At 66.6% G+C, this 20,445-nt stretch carries 20 protein-coding genes and 1 tRNA gene; 6 read left to right on the top strand and 15 right to left on the bottom strand.

The features are described 5' to 3' along the window. Positions 1 to 7: 7 nt before the first annotated feature. The 13 genes from SFB74_RS12080 to SFB74_RS12020 all read right to left on the bottom strand — a co-directional run bounded on the left by SFB74_RS12080 (position 8) and on the right by SFB74_RS12020 (position 11,714). Complete coding sequence (locus SFB74_RS12080; RefSeq protein ID WP_432731050.1) at positions 8 to 1,261, bottom strand: NADH-quinone oxidoreductase subunit D; 1,254 nt, start codon at positions 1,259 to 1,261, stop codon at positions 8 to 10. A 5-nt stretch (positions 1,262 to 1,266) separates the two neighbouring features. Beyond that, positions 1,267 to 1,878, bottom strand: a complete 612-nt coding sequence (locus SFB74_RS12075) for an NADH-quinone oxidoreductase subunit C (RefSeq protein ID WP_432731049.1) — start codon at positions 1,876 to 1,878, stop codon at positions 1,267 to 1,269. A 13-nt stretch (positions 1,879 to 1,891) separates the two neighbouring features. Continuing rightward, entirely contained in the window at positions 1,892 to 2,371 is a 480-nt protein-coding gene (locus SFB74_RS12070; RefSeq protein WP_007837763.1) for a NuoB/complex I 20 kDa subunit family protein, read from the bottom strand. A 15-nt stretch (positions 2,372 to 2,386) separates the two neighbouring features. Further along, a complete protein-coding gene (locus SFB74_RS12065) occupies positions 2,387 to 2,746 on the bottom strand; it encodes an NADH-quinone oxidoreductase subunit A (protein ID WP_026346262.1) in 360 nt (119 codons plus the stop codon). Between the two features lie 67 nt (positions 2,747 to 2,813). Next, positions 2,814 to 2,898: transfer RNA gene (locus SFB74_RS12060), tRNA-Leu, on the bottom strand. A 119-nt stretch (positions 2,899 to 3,017) separates the two neighbouring features. Next, entirely contained in the window at positions 3,018 to 3,419 is a 402-nt protein-coding gene (gene secG / locus SFB74_RS12055) for a preprotein translocase subunit SecG (RefSeq protein WP_301509162.1), read from the bottom strand. A gap of 37 nt (positions 3,420 to 3,456) precedes the next feature. Then, a complete protein-coding gene (gene tpiA, locus SFB74_RS12050) occupies positions 3,457 to 4,221 on the bottom strand; it encodes a triose-phosphate isomerase (protein ID WP_432731048.1) in 765 nt (254 codons plus the stop codon). A gap of 13 nt (positions 4,222 to 4,234) precedes the next feature. Next, positions 4,235 to 5,233: an NAD(P)H-quinone oxidoreductase gene (locus SFB74_RS12045; RefSeq protein WP_176667365.1), complete on the bottom strand. Its 999-nt coding sequence runs from the start codon at positions 5,231 to 5,233 to the stop codon at positions 4,235 to 4,237. Between the two features lie 89 nt (positions 5,234 to 5,322). Beyond that, the gene (gene pnp / locus SFB74_RS12040) at positions 5,323 to 7,644 is read right to left on the bottom strand and encodes a polyribonucleotide nucleotidyltransferase (protein ID WP_432731047.1); all 2,322 of its coding nucleotides are present in this window, start codon (positions 7,642 to 7,644) and stop codon (positions 5,323 to 5,325) included. Positions 7,645 to 7,850: 206 nt separating this feature from the next. After that, complete coding sequence (gene rpsO / locus SFB74_RS12035; RefSeq protein ID WP_007837783.1) at positions 7,851 to 8,117, bottom strand: 30S ribosomal protein S15; 267 nt, start codon at positions 8,115 to 8,117, stop codon at positions 7,851 to 7,853. A gap of 88 nt (positions 8,118 to 8,205) precedes the next feature. Then, positions 8,206 to 9,153 carry a DMT family transporter gene (locus SFB74_RS12030; protein WP_432731046.1) on the bottom strand — a complete coding sequence of 316 codons (948 nt, stop codon included), beginning with the start codon at positions 9,151 to 9,153 and terminating at the stop codon, positions 8,206 to 8,208. A 78-nt stretch (positions 9,154 to 9,231) separates the two neighbouring features. Further along, positions 9,232 to 10,392 (bottom strand): pyridoxal phosphate-dependent aminotransferase, encoded by a 1,161-nt coding sequence (locus SFB74_RS12025; RefSeq protein WP_432731045.1) that lies wholly within the window; start codon positions 10,390 to 10,392, stop codon positions 9,232 to 9,234. 32 nt (positions 10,393 to 10,424) lie between these two features. Continuing rightward, positions 10,425 to 11,714 carry a branched-chain amino acid ABC transporter substrate-binding protein gene (locus SFB74_RS12020; RefSeq protein WP_432731044.1) on the bottom strand — a complete coding sequence of 430 codons (1,290 nt, stop codon included), beginning with the start codon at positions 11,712 to 11,714 and terminating at the stop codon, positions 10,425 to 10,427. 124 nt (positions 11,715 to 11,838) lie between these two features. Here SFB74_RS12020 and SFB74_RS12015 point away from each other — a divergent pair, with 124 nt between their 5' ends. Further along, a complete protein-coding gene (locus tag SFB74_RS12015) occupies positions 11,839 to 12,210 on the top strand; it encodes an Hsp20/alpha crystallin family protein (protein ID WP_432731043.1) in 372 nt (123 codons plus the stop codon). 190 nt (positions 12,211 to 12,400) lie between these two features. After that, complete coding sequence (locus SFB74_RS12010; protein WP_432731042.1) at positions 12,401 to 13,144, top strand: alpha/beta fold hydrolase; 744 nt, start codon at positions 12,401 to 12,403, stop codon at positions 13,142 to 13,144. Here SFB74_RS12010 and tsaD read toward each other — a convergent pair. Continuing rightward, entirely contained in the window at positions 13,095 to 14,141 is a 1,047-nt protein-coding gene (gene tsaD / locus SFB74_RS12005) for a tRNA (adenosine(37)-N6)-threonylcarbamoyltransferase complex transferase subunit TsaD (protein WP_432731041.1), read from the bottom strand. The genes SFB74_RS12010 and tsaD overlap by 50 nt on opposite strands. Before the next feature lie 121 nt (positions 14,142 to 14,262). Between tsaD and SFB74_RS12000 the strand changes: the two genes are divergently transcribed. The 4 genes from SFB74_RS12000 (at position 14,263) to SFB74_RS11985 (ending at position 18,894) form a co-directional block, all read left to right on the top strand. Next, positions 14,263 to 15,528 carry a nitrate- and nitrite sensing domain-containing protein gene (locus SFB74_RS12000; RefSeq protein ID WP_432731040.1) on the top strand — a complete coding sequence of 422 codons (1,266 nt, stop codon included), beginning with the start codon at positions 14,263 to 14,265 and terminating at the stop codon, positions 15,526 to 15,528. A 375-nt stretch (positions 15,529 to 15,903) separates the two neighbouring features. After that, positions 15,904 to 17,148: a CmpA/NrtA family ABC transporter substrate-binding protein gene (locus SFB74_RS11995; RefSeq protein ID WP_432731039.1), complete on the top strand. Its 1,245-nt coding sequence runs from the start codon at positions 15,904 to 15,906 to the stop codon at positions 17,146 to 17,148. Positions 17,149 to 17,158: 10 nt separating this feature from the next. Beyond that, positions 17,159 to 18,088: a nitrate ABC transporter permease gene (gene ntrB / locus SFB74_RS11990; protein ID WP_432731038.1), complete on the top strand. Its 930-nt coding sequence runs from the start codon at positions 17,159 to 17,161 to the stop codon at positions 18,086 to 18,088. Continuing rightward, positions 18,085 to 18,894, top strand: coding sequence for an ABC transporter ATP-binding protein (locus SFB74_RS11985; protein ID WP_432731037.1), 810 nt, complete (start codon positions 18,085 to 18,087; stop codon positions 18,892 to 18,894). The genes ntrB and SFB74_RS11985 overlap by 4 nt, the downstream gene beginning before the upstream one ends. 148 nt (positions 18,895 to 19,042) lie before the next feature. On the opposite strand, the gene SFB74_RS11980 is transcribed toward SFB74_RS11985, so the two are convergent. After that, positions 19,043 to 20,320, bottom strand: a complete 1,278-nt coding sequence (locus SFB74_RS11980; protein WP_432731036.1) for an ANTAR domain-containing response regulator — start codon at positions 20,318 to 20,320, stop codon at positions 19,043 to 19,045. Positions 20,321 to 20,445 lie beyond the last annotated feature (125 nt).

Below are 20,445 nucleotides of genomic sequence, written 5' to 3'. Positions count from 1 at the left end.
CTCTTTCTCACCTGTCGATCTCGCCGAACACGATGTCCATCGTGCCGATCACCGCGACAGCGTCGGCGATCATGTGACCGCGCGACATTTCGTCGAGGGCGGCGAGGTGCGGGAAACCAGGGGCGCGGATCTTCAGGCGGTACGGCTTGTTGGCGCCGTCGCTCACGAGATAGATGCCGAACTCGCCCTTCGGATGCTCGACGGCGGCATACGCCTGGCCTTCGGGCACGTGGAAGCCTTCGGTGAAGAGCTTGAAATGGTGGATCAGCTCCTCCATGTTCGCCTTCATCGATTCGCGCGCGGGCGCGGCGACCTTGTGGTTGTCGGTGATGACAGGACCGGGGTTGGCGCGCAGCCAGGCCGAGCACTGCTGGATGATCCGGTTGGCCTGGCGCATTTCTTCCACGCGAACCAGATAGCGGTCGTAGCAGTCGCCGGTCTTGCCCACGGGCACGTCGAACTGCATGCGGTCGTAGACGTCGTAGGGCTGCTTCTTGCGCAGGTCCCATTCGATGCCCGAGCCACGCAGCATGGGGCCGGTGAAACCGAGATTCAGCGCACGCTCCGGCGAGACCACGCCGATGCCCACGGTGCGCTGCTTCCAGATGCGGTTGTCGGTGAGCAGCGTCTCGTACTCGTCGACCATCTTCGGGAAGCGCTTGCAGAAGTCATCGACGAAGTCGAGCATCGAGCCCTGGCGGTTCTCGTTGAGCTTCTCGATCGCCTTCGCGTTCTTGACCTTGCTGACCTTGTACTGCGGCATCGCATCCGGCAGGTCGCGGTACACACCGCCCGGACGGAAATACGCCGCGTGCATGCGCGCGCCGGACACGGCCTCGTACAGGTCGAACAGGTCTTCGCGCTCGCGGAAGCAGTAGATGAGCATGTTCATCGCACCGCAGTCCAGCCCATGCGCGCCGAGCCACAGCAGGTGGTTCAGCAGACGGGTGATCTCGGCGAACATCACGCGGATGTACTGCGCGCGCTCGGGCACTTCGAGGCCCATCATCCGCTCGATGGCGAGGCAGTAGGCGTGCTCGTTGCTCATCATCGACACGTAGTCGAGACGGTCCATGTACGGCAGCGACTGGATGAAGGTGCGCGTTTCGGCGAGCTTCTCGGTCGCGCGATGCAGCAGGCCGATGTGGGGATCGGCGCGCTGGATGACTTCGCCGTCCAGCTCGAGCACCAGGCGCAGCACGCCGTGCGCTGCCGGGTGCTGGGGACCGAAGTTGAGTGTGTAGTTCTTGATTTCGGCCATATCAGTCAGTGCAAACCGCCGCCGTAGTTGTCTTCGCGGATCACGCGCGGGGTGATTTCGCGCGGCTCGATGGAAACCGGCTGGTAGACCACTCGCTTCTGCTCTTCGTCGTAGCGCATCTCCACGTGACCCGACACCGGGAAGTCCTTGCGGAACGGGTGGCCGATGAAGCCGTAGTCGGTCAGCAGGCGACGCAGGTCGTCGTGGCCTTCGAACACGATGCCGTAGAGGTCGAAGGCTTCGCGCTCGAACCAGGTGGAGGCATTCCAGACGGGCTGCAGCGACTCGACCACGGGGAAGTCGTCGCTCGGCGCGAACACGGTGAGGCGAACGCGCTGGTTGAGGCTCACCGACAGCAGGTGGGAGACGACGCCGTAGCGCTCGCCCTGCCACTCGCCATCGCGGTAGTCGGAGTAGTCCATGCCGCAGAGGTCGATCAGCTGCTCGAAGCGGCAGCCGGGCGCATCGCGCAGCAGCAACGCGGCCTCGATGTAATCGGCAGCACCCACCACCACATTCACTTCGTCGAGGGCGACGGTCACGCTCTTGGCCTTGGCGCCGAGCGTCTCGGCGATGGTGGCGCGCAGCACCTCCGGCGAAATTGCAAAGTCAGTCATCGTCGGCAATCCCTCAGGCGCGGGCAATGGTGTTGGTGCGGCGAATCTTCTGCTGCAACTGGATCACGCCGTAGAGCAATGCCTCGGCGGTGGGCGGGCAACCCGGAACATAGACGTCGACCGGCACGATGCGGTCGCAGCCGCGCACGACCGAGTAGCTGTAGTGGTAGTAGCCACCGCCATTCGCGCACGAACCCATCGAGAGCACCCAGCGCGGCTCGGGCATCTGGTCGTAGACCTTGCGCAGGGCCGGCGCCATCTTGTTGCACAGCGTGCCGGCCACGATCATCAGGTCGGACTGCCGCGGGCTGGGGCGGAACAGCATGCCGAAGCGGTCGATGTCGTAACGGGCAGCGCCCGCGTGCATCATTTCCACCGCACAGCATGCGAGGCCGAAGGTCATCGGCCAGAGAGAACCAGTCTTCGCCCAGTTGACGACCGAATCGTAGGTCGTTGTGACGAAGCCTTCCTTGAGAACGCCTTCAATGGCCATCGTGTTTCTTCCTTGTCATTCCCAGTCGAGCGCGCCTTTTTTCCACTCGTAGGCGAAGCCCACGACGAGGATGGCGAGAAAGATCATCATGGCCCAGAAGCCAACGGCACCGATCTCCTTGAGCGCAATAGCCCACGGAAAGAGAAATGCGATTTCGAGGTCGAACAGGATGAAGAGAATCGCGACGAGGTAATAGCGCACGTCGAACTTCATGCGCGCATCCTCGAAGGCCTCAAAGCCACACTCGTACGGGGAGTTCTTCGCGGTGTCGGGCCTGTTGGGGCCGAGAATGTATCCGATGACCTGAGGGGCGACGCCTACGCCGACTCCGACCAGAATGAACAAAAGGACGGGGAGGTAGGAGTCGAGATTCATCGAGAGTTTTTCACCGCTTGCCACCGGCAGGAAGAACCTCTGGATGAGGTTTTCTGCCGATGAGATTTGGTGCGGTCGGCGAGACTCGAACTCGCACAGCTTTCGCCACTACCCCCTCAAGATAGCGTGTCTACCAATTTCACCACGACCGCGGTTTTTGCTGTTCGGATGGCATGAGGTACCTGCAAGAGGAATTTGGCTTTCCGAACAGATTTAGAGTTTACCCTGAAATGAAGCCATTTCTCACAGGCAACTCATGAAAACGAGTTGATTACTTGCTCGGAATCTGCCCCGCACCAGAAACAGGGGCTGCAGGAGCCGAAGCAGGAGCACTCGGAGCAGCCGCACCGGGGATTTCGCTGGCAGCACCGGAGGCCGGCGCAGCAGGCGCACCCACTGCTGCACGCTCCAGAAGACTGCCGCCGCCCGCGGGGCGCGCATGGCTGAAATAGGCAAGCAGCAGCGTGCACGCAAAGAACACTGCAGCAAGCACTGCAGTGGTGCGCGAAAGGAAGTTGGCACTGCCGCTGGCACCGAACAGACTGCCGGCACTGCCGCTGCCGAAGGCCGCGCCCATGTCGGCGCCCTTGCCGTGCTGGATCAGGATCAGGCCGATCATTGCCAGGGCTGCCAGCATCTGCACGCCGACCAGAAGGTTGAGGACCACGTTCATTCGTTCTTACTCCTAATTTGATGCAGCCGTTGCGCGTTCAGCGCGCAGCGGCGGAAATGATCTGCAGAAAGTCGGGCGCCTTGAGCGACGCGCCGCCGATGAGGCCACCATCGATGTCGGCCTGCGCCAGCAGCTCCGCGGCATTCGCCGCATTCATGCTGCCGCCATAGAGAATCCGGATGCCCGCCGCATGCTCGCTGGCTGCGTGATGCAGCTGCGCGCGCAGCACCGCATGCACCGCCTGCGCCTGCTCCGGCGTAGCCGTCTTGCCCGTGCCGATGGCCCAGACAGGCTCGTACGCCACGACGATCTCGCTGATGCAGTGGCCGTTCACGTGAATGACGGCAGCCAGCTGGCGCTTCACCACTTCTTCGGTCTGCCCTGCTTCGCGCTGCGCCAGGGTCTCGCCCACGCAGACGATCGGCGTGATGCCGTTGGCCAGCACCGCCGCCGTCTTGGCAGCGACCACTTCATCGCTCTCGCCGTGGTACTGGCGACGCTCGGAGTGACCGACGATCGCATAGCGCACGCCGAAGTCCTTCAGCATCGCAGCCGACTGCTCGCCCGTGAACGCACCCTGCGGATGCGCAGAGACGTCCTGCGCACCGAGCGCCATCGCCGGCGAACTTGCCAGCAGCGATTGCAGTTGCGCGAAATACGGCGCGGGCGCGCACAGCGCCACGTCGCAGGCAGCCGGGCTCGCGGCCAGGCCCTGCTGAAGAGCCTTCACCAGCGATTCGTTGGCAGCCAGGCCGCCATTCATCTTCCAGTTGCCGGCGATCAGTTTCTTCTTGGTTGTCATCGCGTTCTTTTCGTCACCATGTCAGCACGATCTTGCCGATGTGCTGGTTCGATTCCATCAGCGCGTGGGCCTGTGCAGCACCGCTGGGCTCACCTGCGGCAGCGAACGTGCTGTGGATCACGGGCTTGATCGCGCCGCTTTCCAGCAGCGGCCACACCTTCTCGCGCAGCGCCTTGGCAATGGCGCCCTTGAACGCCACGGGCCGCGGACGCAGCGTCGAGCCGGTGATCGTGAGACGCCTGCGCAGCACGAGGCCCGCGTTGATCTCGCTCTTCACGCCGCCCTGCACCGCGATGATCACAAGCCGGCCGTCCTCGGCCAGGCACTCGACCTCGCGCGCCACGTAGTCGCCGGCGACCATGTCGAGCACCACGTCCACGCCCTTGCCGCCAGTGAGCTTCTTCGCCTCTTCGACGAAATCGCTCGTGCGGTAGTTGATCGCATGGTCGGCGCCGAGCTTGAGGCAAGCTTCGCACTTGTCGTCGCTGCCGGCCGTGACGATCACGGTGGCGCCGAGCGCCTTGGCGATCTGGATCGCCGTGACGCCGATGCCGCTCGAGCCGCCCTGGATGAGCAGCGTCTCGCCCTTCTGCAGGCGACCGCGCTCGAACACGTTGCTCCAGACGGTGAAGAAGGTCTCGGGCAGCGAGGCCGCCTCGAGATCGCTCCAGCCCTTGGGCACCGGCAGGCATTGCGCCACGGGCGCCACGCACAGCTCGGCATAGCCACCACCGGCGATCAGCGCGCAGACGCGATCGCCGACCTTGAAGCCAGCCTCGGCCAGCGCCGCGGCGTCGCCCGACACGATCTCGCCGGCCACTTCGAGGCCCGGCAGATCGGACGCGCCCGGCGGCACGGGGTAGTGCCCCTTGCGCTGCAGCACGTCGGGACGATTGACGCCACTTGCCGCAACGCGGATCAGCAGTTCGCCCGCGCCCGCAACGGGGTCGGGACGCTCCGCGACGCGCAGCACCTCGGGGGCACCGTACGAAGTGATTTCAATGGCTTTCATGGTCTTTCGGCCTCCAACGCCCGCAGATGGGGCGAAGCTTGACGTTCAAAAGATAGCAGCGGCGATCAGGGACCGCCGCTGCGCCCTTCTTACTCCTGAGGCTCGCGCGGAGCTGCTTGCTGCGGCTGCTCGCCGGCCGGAGCTTCGCTGCGCGGCTGCTGCTGTTGCTCGTTGTTGAAGCGCGGAGCGCGTTCGCCACGGTCGCCGCCGCGGTCACCACCACGCTCGCCGCGATCGCCACGGTCGCCGCGCTCACGACGATCGCCACGGTCACCACGGTCTTCGCGCGGCGGACGCTCGCTGAATTCCATGCCGGCCGGACGCTCGGTCAGGGCCTTCATGGACAGCTTGACGCGGCCCTTGTCGTCGGTCTCGAGGACCTTGACCTTCACGATCTGGCCCTCGCTCAGGTAGTCGGTCACCTTCTCGACGCGTTCGTGCGCGATCTGGCTGATGTGCAGCAGGCCGTCCTTGCCGGGCAGCAGGTTCACGAGCGCACCGAAGTCCAGGATCTTGGTGACCGGGCCTTCGTACACCTTGCCGATTTCGACTTCCGCCGTGATCTGCTCGATGCGCTTCTTGGCCATCTCGGCCTTTTCCGGATCGGTCGAGGCGATGGTGATGGTGCCGTCTTCGTCGATGTTGATCGTCGTGCCGGTTTCTTCCTGCAGGCCGCGGATGACCGCGCCGCCCTTGCCGATCACGTCGCGGATCTTCTCGGGGTTGATCTTCAGCGTGGTCAGGCGCGGCGCGAACTGCGACACGTCGGACTTGGCCTCGCCCATCGCTTCCTGCATCTTGCCGAGGATGTGCATGCGCGCTTCCTTGGCCTGCGCCAGTGCGACCTGCATGATTTCCTTGGTGATGCCCTGGATCTTGATGTCCATCTGCAAGGCGGTGATGCCGTTGGTCGTGCCGGCCACCTTGAAGTCCATGTCGCCCAGGTGATCTTCGTCGCCCAGGATGTCGGTCAGCACCGCGAAGCGGTTGTCTTCCTTGATCAGGCCCATGGCGATACCGGCCACGTGCGCCTTCATGGGCACGCCGGCATCCATCATCGAGAGGCAGCCGCCGCAGACCGAAGCCATCGACGAGGAGCCGTTCGACTCGGTGATTTCCGACACCACGCGAACCGTGTAGGGGAACTCTTCCTTGTTCGGCAGCACGGCGACGAGCGCACGCTTGGCCAGACGGCCGTGGCCGATTTCGCGGCGCTTGGTCGAGCCCATGCGGCCCACTTCACCGGTGGCGAAGGGAGGCATGTTGTAGTGGAACAGGAAGCGGTCTTCGTACTCGCCAGCCAGCGCGTCGATGCGCTGCGCGTCGCGCTCGGTGCCGAGCGTGGTGATGACCAGCGCCTGCGTTTCGCCGCGCGTGAACAGGGCCGAGCCGTGGGTGCGGGGCAGCACCGAGTTGCGGATCTCGATGGGGCGCACGGTGCGCGTGTCGCGGCCGTCGATGCGCGGCTCGCCCGACAGGATCTGGCTGCGCACGATCTTCGACTCGATGGCGAACAGCAGATCGGAAACCTTGCCGGAGTCGAATTCGGTGCCTTCAGCCTTCAGGGCCTCGAGCACGCTGGCGTTGGCTTCGCGCAGTGCTTGCGTACGCGCCTGCTTGCTGCGGATCTGGTAGACGGCGCGCAGCTTGTCTTCGGCCAGCCCCTTGACCTTGGCGACGAAGGCTTCGTCTTCGGCGGGGGCCTTCCAGTCCCACACGGGCTTGCCGGCGTCGCGCACGAGTTCATGGATCGCGTCGATGGCGATGTTGGCCTGTTCGTGGCCGAACACCACGCCGCCCAGCATGATTTCTTCGCTCAGTTGCAGGGCTTCGGATTCGACCATCAGCACGGCGGCTTGCGTGCCGGCGACGACGAGGTCCATCTGCGAATCCTTGCGAGCGGTCTGGCCCGGATTCAGCACGTACTGGCCGTTGATGTAACCCACGCGGGCGGCACCGATCGGGCCGTTGAACGGCACGCCGGAGATCGACAGCGCGGCGCTCACGCCGATCATGGCGGCGATGTCGGCATCGACTTCGGGGTTCAGCGAGATGGTGTGGATGACCACATGCACTTCGTTCAGGAAGCCTTCGGGGAACAGCGGGCGGATCGGGCGGTCGATCAGGCGGCTGGTCAGCGTTTCGTGCTCGCTGGGCTTGGCTTCGCGCTTGAAGAAGCTGCCGGGAATCTTGCCGGCGGCGTAGGTCTTCTCGATGTAGTCGACGGTCAGCGGGAAGAAGTCCTGGCCGGGCTTGGCCGACTTGGATGCGACCACGGTCGCGAGGATGACGGTGCCTTCGATGTCGACGAGCACTGCGCCGCTGGCCTGGCGGGCGATTTCGCCCGTTTCCATGACCACGGTCTTGCCGCCCCATTGGAACGACTTGGTGACTTTGTTGAAGAGGCTCATGTTTTGCTCCTGTTTTGATAGCGAACTACATGGAGTCCGCAGGTGACGGAGGCTTCTCAGAACACGATGCCATTCCAGCGAAGCTCGGGGCGAACTTCATTGGAATGACACAGCTTCGCTCTGTTTGGGCACTCCGAAAGTGGATCGCGAAGTAAAAAACGCCTGAGCTAGCGGACTAACCCAGGCGTTTTTTCATGCGATTTGGATTACTTGCGCAGACCCAGCTTGGCGATCAGCGCGGTGTAACGGTCGGCATCCTTGGACTTGAGGTAGTCGAGGAGCTTGCGACGGCGGCTCACCATGCGAAGCAGGCCGCGACGGCCGTGGTGGTCCTTGGCGTGCGTCTTGAAGTGGGGGGTGAGCTCGTTGATGCGGGCGGTCAGCAGTGCGACTTGCACTTCGGGGCTGCCGGTGTCGTTGGCGGCGCGGGCGTTGTCCTTGACAACTTCGGCCTTGATGGAGGCTGCGATCATGTTGATTTCCTTGTTCCGGGATGTTTGACTTGCGGCAAGGACTGGAACTGCCCTCGCCGTGCGCCTTGCGGCATGCAAAGCCTTGGAATTATAGCCCGACCGCCCTCCCCGGGCTTTTTGCCCCCTCGGAAGGCGCGGAAGGCCTACCGTCGAGCGACGCCAGCCCCACCGCCCCCAGAACGCAGGCGGCCCCGCCGATCTGGGCCGGGCTGATGCTTTCCCCCAGCCACAGCGCCGCCAGCACCAGCGCCGAAACCGGCAGCACGGCGGTGAAAAGCGCCGCCTCGGCCCCATTCAGCCGGGAAGAGCCGGCAAACCACAGCACGAAGCCCAGCACCGTGGGCACCAGGGCGTAGTAAACGACTCCGGCCAGCGCCTGCGCAGGCAAGGGCTGCTCCCATGCCCGCTCGAAAAGGGCCGGCACCAGCGACAGCAGCAGCCCGAAGGCCGTCATCAGCGTGGACAGCGCCAGCGGGCGCACAGGCACCTGCAGGCGCTTGTTGAGCAGGATGAACATCGCTTCGCAGACCACCGCCCCCAGCACCAGCAGGTTGCCCGCCAGCGCCGCAGGGGAGCTCGATCCCCCTGCCCCAACCGCGCCGGCTCCGGGCCAACTGATCGCCAGCACCCCCGCCGTCGCCAGCACGATGCTGCCCACCAGAAACCGCCCCGGCCGCTCGCGCAGCGCGATCACCGCCACCAGCGCGGCCACCGCCGGCAAGGTGCCCGCCACCACGCCCGCGCTGGCCGCCGGCGCCCAGCGCACGCCCAGGATCAGCAGCACGGTGTAGCCCACGCTCCCCAGCCCGGCCTGACACACGAGCAGCGCCAGATCGCGCCTGCCGGGCCGCGGCCATGGCGTACGGGTCAGCCGCAGCAGCACCAGGAACACCGGCAGCGCCAGCGCGAAGCGCAGCGCCGTCGCGGTGAAAGGCGGCAGCCCCGCCGCGATGACCTTGCTGGCCACCACCGTGCTCCCGACCGTGACCATTGCCAGCGCACACAGCGCCATGCCTTTCAACCGTTGCGACGACATCCCGAGCCCTTCCGAAAGAAAAGCCCGAGCTTCGCGGCCCGGTCGCGCCGCGTATTGAACGAAATTGCAGCCGGCGGGCTACTTCTGCCGCGCCAGCCAGTCGCGCAGCCGTTCCACGCCCTTCACCAGCCGCTGCGGATCCTTCGAGGCGAAGCACCAGCGCAGCCAGCCCTGCGCTTCGGGCGCGAAAGCATTGCCCGGCGCCAGCCCCAGGCCCGCCTCGGCCACCAGCCGCTTGGCCACCTCGAGCGAATCGCCGAAGCCCTCGAGACGGAAGAAGGCGTACATGCCGCCCTTGGCCGGCGCCACCTGCACGCCCGGCAGCGCCGCCAGCAGCGGCACCAGCGTGTCGCGGCACTGCTTGAGGTGCGCCACCACGCGCGGCGTGATCTCGCCCGCGTGCTCGATAGCGGCGATCGCGGCGCGCTGGGTGAACACGCTGGCGCACGAAGTGTTGAACTCGATCAGCTTGCCGATGCCGTCCACCATCGAAGGCGGCAGCACCAGCCAGCCCAGTCGCCAGCCGGTCATCAGGAAGCTCTTCGAGAAACTGTGCGTGACCACGAGCCGGTCGTCCGGCTTCGAGATGTCGAGGAAGCTCGGCGCGCAAGCGTTGGGCGCGGGCTCGAAGTAGAGCCGCTCGTACACCTCGTCGGCCAGGATCCAGGTGCCGGTCTGGCGGCAGTGATCGAGCACGGCCTGCTGCTCGTCGCGGCTCATGGTCCAGCCCGTGGGATTGTTCGGCGCGTTGACGATCAGCAGCTTCGTCTTCGACGTGACCGCCGCGCGCAGCGCCGGCAGGTCGAGCGTCCACTGCCCGTTCACCGGCACCAGCGGCAGCGTGCGCACGTGCGCGCCCATGATGGCGGGCTGCGCCGTCAGGTTGGGCCACACCGGCGTGACGGCGACCACCTCGTCGCCCGCGTCGACCAGCGCCTGCACCGCCAGCATCAGCGCGCTCACGCCGCCCGAAGTGACGGCGATGCGCGAGGCATCCACCGTCGGATGCAGCCCGCTGGCGTAGCGCGCGATGGCTTCGCGCAGCTCGGGCAGGCCGAGGTTGTGGGCATAGAAGGTCTCGCCGCGCTGCAGCGATTCGATGGCCGCCTGGCGGACCACTTCGGGGGTGACTTCGTCGCTCTCGCCGAACCAGAAGGCCAGCACGTCGTCGCGGCCCATGCCGGCATTGGCGACTTCGCGGATCTTCGATGCTTCGAGGTTGTGGATGGCTTCACGCATGTCCGGGGTTCCTGTTCTTCGTCAACTTCAGGTCAAGGTTTCTTCATCTTGCACGAGGTCGGCAGCTCGGCGCGCTCGGGGGCGATCGTCTTGACCACGCGGAAGCCGTAGCCGGAGCCCTCGACGTCGAACTGCACACCCGGCCGGCCCTGCCTGTCCATCACGCCCACCACGAGCTGCTGCTGGAACTGGTGGTCCGCTGCACGCATGCGCCCGCGCTGGCCGTACATGCTCACATCGGCCTGCTCCAGGGCGCGCGCCACGGGCAACGCATCAGCGCTGCCCGCGCGCTCGATGGCCTGCACGAGCGCCTCGATCATCAGTTGCAGCCGCATGTGCACGTAGTCGTCGGCCGGCTTCGGAAAGCGCGCGCGGAAGGCCCGGTAGAAGGCTTCGGACTGCACCGTCTGCACATTGGGCAACCAGTCGGCCACGGCCACCACGCGCCCGATGCCCGCGTCGCCGATGGCAGCAGGCGCACCCAGCGCATTGCCGTAGAAGGTATAGAAGCTGCCATTGAAGCCCGCCTCGCGCGCGGCCTTCACGAGCAGCGTGAGGTCGTTGCCCCAGTTGCCGGTGATCACGGCCTGCGCGCCGCTCGCGATGATCTTGGTGGCATACGGCGCGAAGTCCTTCACCTTGCCCATGGGGTGCAGCTCGTCGCCGACGATCTCCACGTCGGGCCGCTGCGCGCCGAGCTGCCGGCGCGCCTCGCGCAGCACGGCCTGGCCGAAGCTGTAGTCCTGACCGATCAGGTAGACGCGCTTGAGCGCCGTGTCGTCCTTCATCACGTCCATCAGCGCGGCCATGCGCATGTCGGCATGCGCGTCGAAGCGGAAGTGCCAGAAGCTGCAGCGCTCGTTGGTGAGCGCCGGGTCGACCGCCGCGTAGTTGAGGAAGATCGCGCGCCGCGACGGCTCCCGCTCGTTGTTCTTGTCGATGGCGTCGATCAGCGCCGCCGCGGTGGCCGAAGAGTTGCCCTGCAGCACGATGCGCGCGCCGTCGTCCAGCGCGGCGCGCAGCGCGGAAAGCGCTTCCTCGTTCTGTCCCTTGCTGTCGTAGCGGTCGAGCTGCAGGGGCCGCGCGCCTCCGGGAACACCAGGCAGCTTGACGCCGCCACGCGCATTCACGCGCTCCACCGCCCACAGCAGGTTGCGGAACACGGCCTCGCCGGTGTTGGCGAAGGGCCCGCTCATGCTTTCGATGAGGGCAAGGCGAATGGGCGTAGGAGGCGTCTGCGCAAGCGCCGCGAAGGGCCTCGCGCATAGCGCCAGCGCCGCGAATTTCAAGGCCTCGCGACGCAAATTAAAGGGGGGATTCATTGTCTTGAAACGCGTGCCGCTGCGCCTAGATGAGGTCTCAAGCGGCACTCACGATGGAACGGCCGCGCAGTGTAAGGGACACACATTCCTTGTCCCCATTGTGTTCATTCAGGAGTTCTTCACCATGTTTTTCGCCCCTACCCTTCGCACCGCCCGCTTCGCACCCCGTGCCTATGACCGCGCATTCGAGCGCTTCGCCGCGGAGGCCTTCGCAGGCACCCGCCGCTCGCCGCTCGTGGAGCAGGACGAAAAGAGCTGGACCCTCTCGCTCGACGTGCCGGGCTTCGCTCGTGAAGACCTCGCGATCAGCATCGAAGGCGCCGTGCTGCGCATCGAGAGCAAGGCCGAAGCCAAGCGCCAGTTCAAGGCCGCCTATGAGCTGCCGCAGGACATCGACGTGGCCGCCAGCGAAGCGAAGCTCGAGAACGGCGTGCTCACGCTGAAGCTCGGCAAGCTGGTGCCGGTGAGCCAGGCCACCCAGTTGCAAATCAACTAATCGGCCCTATGCCCACAAGAGGAAAATGTTAGTAAGACCCCGTTTTTGACATTAAACGAGCACCTTATTCACAATAGCGCTGGATTAACGTCACATCATGTGACGTTTTTTTAGAACTTTCTTCTTCGTGGGCGTCTTGTAAACGCACTGATTTCCCGACGGTGCGGTTCGGGTGCCCCCTCAAGGCACCATGAATACACATCTCCAGCCCGCAAATCCCGACGAACAATCCGACACGCTCCTGGTGTTCCTGCCAGGCGCGTACCTCAAGCCCGACGAGTTCGAGCGCGAAGGATTCATCGCCGCCGTGCGCGAACGCCACCTGGCGGCCGACGCACTGCTGGTGGACGCGGACGTCTCCTACTACTACGAGCAGACCCTCAGCGACCGCCTGCACACCGAGGTCATCGAGCCGCAGCGCGCCAAGGGCTACAAGTCGATCTGGCTCGTGGGCATTTCCATCGGCGGCTTCGGCGCGCTGATCCACGAACTGGCGCGGCCGGGTTCGGTGGACGGCATCGTGGCGCTCGCGCCCTACCTCGGGCGCCGGGTGCTCGGCGCGGAAATCAAGAAGGCCGGCGGCCTGCGCACCTGGCAGGCGCCCACCGGACCGCAGCCCGACGAAGAGCCGGACCGCAAGCTCTGGCCCTTCTTCCAGCAGTACCTGTCGGCCAAGCCGTCGAAGAACCTGCCGCGGCTGTACCTGGGCTTCGGGCTGGACGACCGCTTCGCCAGCAACCACAAGCTGCTGGCCGACGCCCTGCCGCCGGAGCAGGTCTTCACGATCGAGGGCGGCCACGACTGGCCGCAATGGCGCCAGCTATGGCGCAATGTGCTGGACGTGTTGCCGCTGCCGGCCGTCGGCCGGTCGTCGAAGCAAACGATTACGCAGTCTCAGGTAGCGACAGCGAAGCCATGGGCCATCGCGGCCTGACGTCGAAGGCATAGCGCTCGCTTGCCTGCGACAGCCCCGACTGCAGGCGCATCGCGGCGGCCATGGCGATCATGGCGCCGTTGTCGGTGCACAGGTGCAGCTCGGGGTAGTGCACCCGCACCTTGCGCTTCGCGCACGCGGCATTCAGCTGCTCGCGCAGGCTCCTGTTGGCCCCCACGCCGCCCGCCACCACCAGCCGCTTGAGCCCGGTCTGGTCGAGCGCCGAGAGCGATTTCTTCAGCAGCACCTCGACGATGGCCGCCTGCGTGGATGCAGCCAGATCCGCCTTGCGGGCCTCGAGTTCGTCGCCCAGCTTCTTGGCCTGCGTGAGCACGGCCGTCTTCAGGCCGGCAAAGGAGAAGTCGAGATCGCCGCTGTGCAGCAGCGGCCGCGGCAGCTTGAAGGCCGCGGCATCGCCGCCTTCCGCCAGCTTCGCGAGCCATGGGCCGCCTGGGTACGGAAGCCCCATGAGCTTGGCGCTCTTGTCGAAGGCCTCGCCGGCCGCGTCGTCGATGGTCTCGCCGAGCAGCTCGTAGCGCCCCACGCCATCCACCCGCATCAGCTGCGTGTGGCCGCCCGACACCAGCAGCGCGACGAACGGAAACTCCGGCGGATCGGCGCTCAGGAACGGCGACAGCAGATGCCCTTCGAGGTGATGCACCCCCAGCACCGGCTTGCCCAGCGCCACGCCCAGCGCGCAGGCCACGCCCGCGCCCACCAGCAGTGCGCCCGCCAGGCCCGGCCCGCGCGTGTAGGCCACCACGTCGATCTCGTCCAGCGAACGGCCGGCTTCGGCCATGACCGTCTCGGTCAGCGGCAGCACGCGGCGGATGTGGTCGCGGCTGGCCAGTTCGGGCACCACGCCGCCGTAGGCCTGGTGCATGGCGATCTGGCTGTGCAACGCGTGCGAACGCAGCACCGGCAGCGCGTCGCCTTGCGACTCGACCAGCGCCACGCCGGTTTCATCGCAGGATGATTCGATTCCCAACAAGAGCATGCCGCCGAGTGTAGGCGGCACCTCCCGGCCGGCGCCCGGGAAGGGGCAAACGGTGCCGCGTTCCGCCTCCTTGAGGCACGGATGTTGCAGTGACCGGACACAGAGCCCCGCGCCCCACGCCATGAAATCCGGACTGAGCTTCCTCATCGCCGCCCGCCGCTGCGAAATCGACGAGCTGGACCGGCTCGCCCGCACGAGCGAGCTGGTGGGCCTGATCGGCCGGCTGGTCCACGCGCTGCAGCGCGAGCGCGGCATGTCGAACATGTTCCTCACCTCGCGCGGCGGCCGTTTCGCCGAACAGCGCTGCCCGCAGATCGCCGAATGCATGGTGCTCGAGCAGGAGGTGCGCGCCGGTTTCGACCAGCTCGAGGCCGACAACTACCACCGCGGCGCCGACGCCGGCAACAACGCGCGCCTCTTCAGCCGCATCGCCTGGGTGCTTCCGGGCCTCGATGCCCTGCCCGCCCTGCGCCGCCGCATCGATGCGCAGGAGCTGAAGCCGGCCCAGTCCACCGCCGCCTTCGCCAAGCTGGTCGCAGGGCTGCTCTCGGTGGTGTTCGAAGCGGCCGACGGCGCCACCGACCCCGAGATCTCGCGCCTGCTGGTCGCGATGTTCAACTTCATGCAGGGCAAGGAGTTCGCAGGCCAGGAGCGCGCATTCGGCGCCGCCGCGCTCGCGCTGGGCCGCAGCGACGAGGCGCAGCGCCTGCAGTGGCTGCACCTGATCGAATCGCAGGAGCGCTGCTTCCAGGTGTTCACCGACTTTTCGGGCGAGGCGGTGCTCGCGCTCTGGCGCGACAGCCAGCCCGATGCGGACGTCGCCGAGCTCGAGCGCATCCGCCGGCGCGGCGGCATCGCGGCGCCGGCCGACGTGCCGCTGAGCCAGGACTGGTTCGACTGCTGCACCCGCCGCATCGACGCCATGAAGACCGTCGAGGACCGCCTGGCCGCCGACCTGCGCGCGCTCTGCGAGCACAAGACCGCGCAGGCGCGCAGCGAGCTGCGCGAATACCGCCGGCTGCTCGACACGCTCACGCCGCAGGCCGGCGCCCTCTTCTTCGACGACGCCGACGCGCAGGCAGCCGCGCCCGCCCAGTTCGGGCGCCACCTGGAGCGCTCGGTGCTCGACATGGTCCGGGAGCAGTCGCAGCGGCTGCAGGCCATGAGCGACGAGCTCGAGACCGTGCGCGCCTCGCTCAACGAACGCAAGATCGTCGAGCGCGCCAAGGGCCTGCTGATGGCGCACCGCCGCCTCAGCGAGGAAGAAGCCCACAAGATGCTGCGCCAGACCGCCATGAACCAGAAGCGCAGGCTGGTGGACGTGGCCGAGTCGATGCTCGCGATGGCCGACTACCTGCCCATGCTCGATCGCGCACCGCCGCGCTGAGGCAGCCGCGGCGGGCACGGCCGTTCAACTTGGTGCACTGCACAACAACCGTGCCATCTCCTGCAGTCGGCCTGATCGGTCCGATCGGCCCGATTGGAGCTTCACCCGCGACGGCCCGCCGCATGCAGCTACTTTCCTGATAGCAGGCCCTGCCTGCAAAGGCTGGCACACCGCTTGCAAGCGAAAGTTTCGCAGGCCCCCAAAGGCCTTCAGGCAGGGCGGCACCCAACGGCGGGTGTCTCCCCACCGAACCGGACAAAGGCGTCCCCATCCCGCAAGGGCTCGTTTTCGAGCAGCCCGTGCGTGGTGCGGACGCCTTTTCGTTTTTGTCTTTCTTCCTTGTCGTTTGTTCGTCTTCAACCGGAGCCCCGCCCCATGACCGACCTGCTCAAAACCCGCCTCAGCCGACGCCGCGTCCTGCAAGCCGCAGCCATCGGCGCCGTGGGCATCGATCCCGCCCTGCGCGCGGCCGTCTGGGCCCAGGGCTCGGACAAGCCCGAGAAGGAAGAAGTGAAGATCGGCTTTATCCCGCTGACCGACTGCGCCAGCGTGGTGATGGCCTCGGTGCTGGGCATCGACAAGAAATACGGCGTGAAGATCGTGCCCAGCAAGGAAGCCAGCTGGGCCGGCGTGCGCGACAAGCTGGCCAACGGCGAGCTCGATTTCGCCCACGTGCTCTACGGCCTGGTCTACGGCATGCACCTGGGCCTGAGCGGCCCGAAGAAGGACATGGCCGTGCTCATGACCCTGAACAACAACGGCCAGGCCATCACGCTGTCGAAGAAGCTCGCCGACAAGGGCGCGGTCGATGCCGCATCGCTCGCCAAGCTCATCGCCAGCGAGAAGCGCGAATACACCTTCGCGCAGACCTTCCCCACCGGCACGCACGCCATGTGGCTCTACTACTGGCTCGCGTCGGCCGGCATCGACCCGTTCAAGGACGTGAAGAACATCACCGTGCCGCCTCCGCAGATGGTGGCCAACATGCGCGTGGGCAACATGGACGGCTACTGCGTGGGCGAGCCCTGGGGCCAGCGCGCCATCATGGACGGCATCGGCATCACCGCCATCACCACGCAGGACATCTGGAAGGACCACCCCGAGAAGGTGCTGGGCACCACCGGCGAGTTCGCGAAGAAGTACCCCAACACGGCACGCGCCGTGACCGCCGCGATCCTGGAGGCCGGCAAGTGGATCGACACCGGCCTGCAGAACAAGAACAAGATGGCCGAGACCATCGCCGACAAGAGCTACGTCAACACCAGCGTGGACGCCATCAACCAGCGCATCCTGGGCCGCTACACCAACGGCCTGGGCAAGAGCTGGGACGACCCCAACCACATGAAGTTCTACAACGGCGGCGCCGTGAACTTCCCGTACCTGTCGGACGGCATGTGGTTCCTCACGCAGCACAAGCGCTGGGGCCTGCTGAAGGAGCACCCCGACTACCTGAAGGTGGCCACCGAGATCAACCGCATCGACATCTATAAGCAGGCCGCCGCAGCCACGCAGACGCCGGTGCCCAAGGACGCGATGCGCAGCAGCAAGCTCTTCGACGGCTCCGTCTGGGACGGCAAGGACCCGAAGAAGTACGCCGATTCCTTCAAGCTCCATGCATAGGGAGAACACCATGGTCAGCGCAGTCTTCCACTCGCCGCTCGATGTGGCCGCCGCGCAGTCGGCGCCTTCCGCCCCGGCCAAGCCGGCCGCCTCCAAGGTGGCGGCTCCGCATCCGGTGCCCGCACCTGCACCCGAGCCGCGCACCCGCGCGCCGCTCGACCTGCGCGCTTTCTGGATGCGCGTGCTGCCGCCGCTCGCGGGCTTCGGCCTGCTGCTTCTGATCTGGGAAATAGTGGCGATGAAAAGCACCACCGGCTTTCCTTCGCCGCTGGCCACCTGGCAGCAGGCGGTAACGGTGTTCAGCGACCCGTTCTACAGCAAGGGCCCCAACGACCAGGGCGTGGGTTGGAACGTGCTCTCCTCGCTGCAGCGCGTGGCGCTGGGCTTCGGCCTGGCGGCGCTGGTCGGCATTCCGGCCGGCTTCGCCATCGGGCGCTTCGAGTTCCTCTCGCGCATGTTCAATCCGCTGATCAGCCTGCTGCGCCCGGTGTCGCCGCTGGCCTGGCTGCCCATCGGCCTGCTGGTGTTCAAGGGCGCCAACCCGGCAGCCATCTGGACCATCTTCATCTGCTCGATCTGGCCGATGGTCATCAACACCGCCGTGGGCGTGCAGCGCGTGCCCACCGACTACATGAACGTGGCCAAGGTGCTGAACCTCAGCGAATGGAAGATCCTCACCAAGATCCTCTTTCCCGCCGTGCTGCCCTACATGCTCACTGGCGTGCGGCTGGCCGTGGGCACGGCCTGGCTGGTGATCGTGGCGGCCGAAATGCTCACGGGCGGCGTCGGCATCGGGTTCTGGGTGTGGGACGAGTGGAACAACCTCAACGTCGCCAACATCATCATCGCGATCTTCGTGATCGGCATCGTGGGGCTGGTGCTGGAGTTCGCGCTCATTAAGCTGGCTACCGCATTCACGTTCGAAGAGGTGAAGTCATGACCGACGACGGCAAGTACATCGAGATTCACGGCGTCGAGCAGGCCTTCAAGACGCCCAAGGGCCGCTTCGTCGCACTGCGCGACGTGAACCTGAACGTGGCCAAAGGCGAGTTCATCACGCTCATCGGGCACTCGGGCTGCGGCAAGTCGACGCTGCTGAACCTGATCGCCGGGCTTACGACGCCCACCGAAGGCGCGCTGCTGTGCGCCAACAAGGAGATCAAGGGCCCCGGCCCCGAGCGCGCGGTGGTGTTCCAGAACCACTCGCTGCTGCCCTGGCTGACCTGCTTCGAAAACGTCTACCTCGCGGTCGAGCGCGTGTTCGCGGCCACCGAGGGCAAGGCGCAGCTTCGCGCACGCACCGACGCCGCGCTGGCGCTGGTCGGCCTCACGGCCGCTGCCCAGAAGCGCCCCGGCGAAATCTCCGGCGGCATGAAGCAGCGCGTAGGCATCGCACGCGCGCTGTCGATGGAGCCCAAGGTGCTGCTGATGGACGAGCCCTTCGGCGCGCTCGACGCCCTCACCCGCGCCAAGCTGCAGGACGAGCTGCTCGCCATCGTGCAGAAGACGCACAGCACCGTCGTCATGGTCACGCACGACGTGGACGAGGCCGTGCTGCTGAGCGACCGCATCGTGATGCTGACCAACGGCCCGGCCGCCACCATCGGCGACGTGCTGTCGGTGGACATCCCGCGCCCGCGCAACCGCGTCGAACTGGCAGAGGACCCGGCCTACGTGCACGCGCGCAAGGCGGTGATCGACTTCCTCTACACGCGCCAGGCGCACGTGGAGAAGGTCGCGGCCTGACAGATCGACGCGGCGTCCAGGCGCATCGAGCCATGACCGCCTTCCGGCGAACACCGCGGAACCGGCTTTGCCGGGCCGCAGGTGTTGCCCCCTGCAAGGGGGTTGGCGTAGCGACACGAAGTGCGCGAAGCCTGGGGGTGTGCCAGGTTCAGGACATGATGACCTGGAGGCTGTGCTCGTACGACGCCGTGAGGCGTTCGAAGGTGTCGAGCAGCGCCTCGCTGGAACGCACCAGCGTGGCGCGTCCGTCGGCGCTGTCGAGTGCCTGCACGCCGCCGACCAGCCGCAGCCATTCGTCGCGCGCGCTCGCGAGCGCGGCGCGGATCTCGGTGGTGCTCAGCGGCGCGCGCTCCAGTTCGAGCAAGGCCGCTTCGAACTCGGCCATGGTCGGCACCAGCCGCGCGTTCGCGGCTTCTTCCTTCAGCGCGGCGGCCAGCAGCGCGTCTTTCGCGAGCCGCTGCGCGCGCATGCGCTGGCGCCCGCAGATGTTGACGATGCGCAGTGCACGCCGCGCGCCCGAGGTTTCGAGCGCTTCGGTCAGCCCCTCTGCCGCTGCCAGCAGCACTTCGGCACGCCGGTCGATGTCGGCCAGTCCCGCCGCCGTCGGCTTCGCCGTGAGGGCGTCGGCCAGTCCGCTCCACGCGGCCTGCGCCTGCGCGAGCGCCTCGACACCGGCCGCGCCGAGCCCGAGGGCCGCCAGATGATCGAGGTTCTGCTGCACCCGCTCGGACGACTGAGTGCGCAGCACCCGCGCGCGCTGCGCGTCGATGCCGCCCAGCAGCTGCGCCGCCACGCGCACCAGCCGCTGCGAGAGCATGCGCAGCTGCCCGGCGCGGTTGATCGCGTCGGCCCACTGCGCCGCCTCGATGACCGAGCGCGACACCTCGCCGAGCCGCAGGTTGGCGTGCATCGCAGCGCCGCGCAGCAGGCCGAAGGCTTCGTCCTCGCCGATGCCGCGCGCGGACATCAGCAGGCCCTTGGCGCGGTCGACCCACTTGCGCTCGTCCATGCGGGTGCGCAGGTTCTCCAGTTCGGTGCGCAGGGCGGCCTCGCGCTGCCAGCGGGCATGGGCGCGTGCGGTCAATGCGGCGACCGAATCCGCGTCGATGGCGTCGATTTGCATCCAGGCGTGCACGCCGAGTCCGACCAGTTCTTCGTGCCCGGCGCCGCTCAAGGCCGCACTGGCAAGGCTCAGCGCGCACGGCGGCTGGCCGGACCAAGTGCGCAAGGCATCGAGCAGTTCAGGCTTGACCAGCGGCAACCAGATCAGCACCTGACCGGGAGCCAGCGCCTCGACCTGCCGCGCAAGGCCGGCGCAGTCCGCAAGGCCGAGCACATCGAGCCCGGCACCGGAAAGCGCCTGCGCAAGCGCCTCGGGCAGCACGAGGCCGGCAGGTTCATCGGGCAGGACAACGAGGAGCGACATCTTGGTGGGAAAGCGGTGTGGGAACGCAGCGCGAGCATAGGCCACGCCAGCGCGAACTCGCAGGCACGCCTCTTGCATGAAACAGGGCGCGGTGTAACGAAGCACCGCTTTGGTGAAGAGGCTGC

The sequence above is a fragment of the Variovorax xiamenensis genome, assembly GCF_050916385.1.
Classification (GTDB): domain Bacteria; phylum Pseudomonadota; class Gammaproteobacteria; order Burkholderiales; family Burkholderiaceae_C; genus Variovorax.
The sequence above is the reverse complement of the archived record's forward strand: the minus strand, read 5'-3'. Positions and strand labels throughout refer to the sequence as shown.

Bases quoted from the DNA above. Each gene is read 5' to 3' on its own strand.
- SFB74_RS11985 (WP_432731037.1), top strand. From the start codon at position 18,085: ATGACCGACGACGGCAAGTACATCGAGATTCACGGCGTCGAGCAGGCC.
- SFB74_RS12030 (WP_432731046.1), bottom strand. From the start codon at position 9,153: ATGTCGTCGCAACGGTTGAAAGGCATGGCGCTGTGTGCGCTGGCAATG.
- SFB74_RS12070 (WP_007837763.1), bottom strand. From the start codon at position 2,371: ATGGCCATTGAAGGCGTTCTCAAGGAAGGCTTCGTCACAACGACCTAC.
- SFB74_RS11995 (WP_432731039.1), top strand. From the start codon at position 15,904: ATGACCGACCTGCTCAAAACCCGCCTCAGCCGACGCCGCGTCCTGCAA.
- SFB74_RS12000 (WP_432731040.1), top strand. From the start codon at position 14,263: ATGAAATCCGGACTGAGCTTCCTCATCGCCGCCCGCCGCTGCGAAATC.
- SFB74_RS12010 (WP_432731042.1), top strand. From the start codon at position 12,401: ATGAATACACATCTCCAGCCCGCAAATCCCGACGAACAATCCGACACG.
- SFB74_RS12015 (WP_432731043.1), top strand. From the start codon at position 11,839: ATGTTTTTCGCCCCTACCCTTCGCACCGCCCGCTTCGCACCCCGTGCC.
- tsaD (WP_432731041.1), bottom strand. From the start codon at position 14,141: ATGCTCTTGTTGGGAATCGAATCATCCTGCGATGAAACCGGCGTGGCG.
- tpiA (WP_432731048.1), bottom strand. From the start codon at position 4,221: ATGACAACCAAGAAGAAACTGATCGCCGGCAACTGGAAGATGAATGGC.
- secG (WP_301509162.1), bottom strand. From the start codon at position 3,419: ATGAACGTGGTCCTCAACCTTCTGGTCGGCGTGCAGATGCTGGCAGCC.
- pnp (WP_432731047.1), bottom strand. From the start codon at position 7,644: ATGAGCCTCTTCAACAAAGTCACCAAGTCGTTCCAATGGGGCGGCAAG.
- SFB74_RS12025 (WP_432731045.1), bottom strand. From the start codon at position 10,392: ATGCGTGAAGCCATCCACAACCTCGAAGCATCGAAGATCCGCGAAGTC.
- rpsO (WP_007837783.1), bottom strand. From the start codon at position 8,117: ATGATCGCAGCCTCCATCAAGGCCGAAGTTGTCAAGGACAACGCCCGC.
- SFB74_RS12080 (WP_432731050.1), bottom strand. From the start codon at position 1,261: ATGGCCGAAATCAAGAACTACACACTCAACTTCGGTCCCCAGCACCCG.
- SFB74_RS12075 (WP_432731049.1), bottom strand. From the start codon at position 1,878: ATGACTGACTTTGCAATTTCGCCGGAGGTGCTGCGCGCCACCATCGCC.
- SFB74_RS12020 (WP_432731044.1), bottom strand. From the start codon at position 11,714: ATGAATCCCCCCTTTAATTTGCGTCGCGAGGCCTTGAAATTCGCGGCG.
- ntrB (WP_432731038.1), top strand. From the start codon at position 17,159: ATGGTCAGCGCAGTCTTCCACTCGCCGCTCGATGTGGCCGCCGCGCAG.
- SFB74_RS12065 (WP_026346262.1), bottom strand. From the start codon at position 2,746: ATGAATCTCGACTCCTACCTCCCCGTCCTTTTGTTCATTCTGGTCGGA.
- SFB74_RS11980 (WP_432731036.1), bottom strand. From the start codon at position 20,320: ATGTCGCTCCTCGTTGTCCTGCCCGATGAACCTGCCGGCCTCGTGCTG.
- SFB74_RS12045 (WP_176667365.1), bottom strand. From the start codon at position 5,233: ATGAAAGCCATTGAAATCACTTCGTACGGTGCCCCCGAGGTGCTGCGC.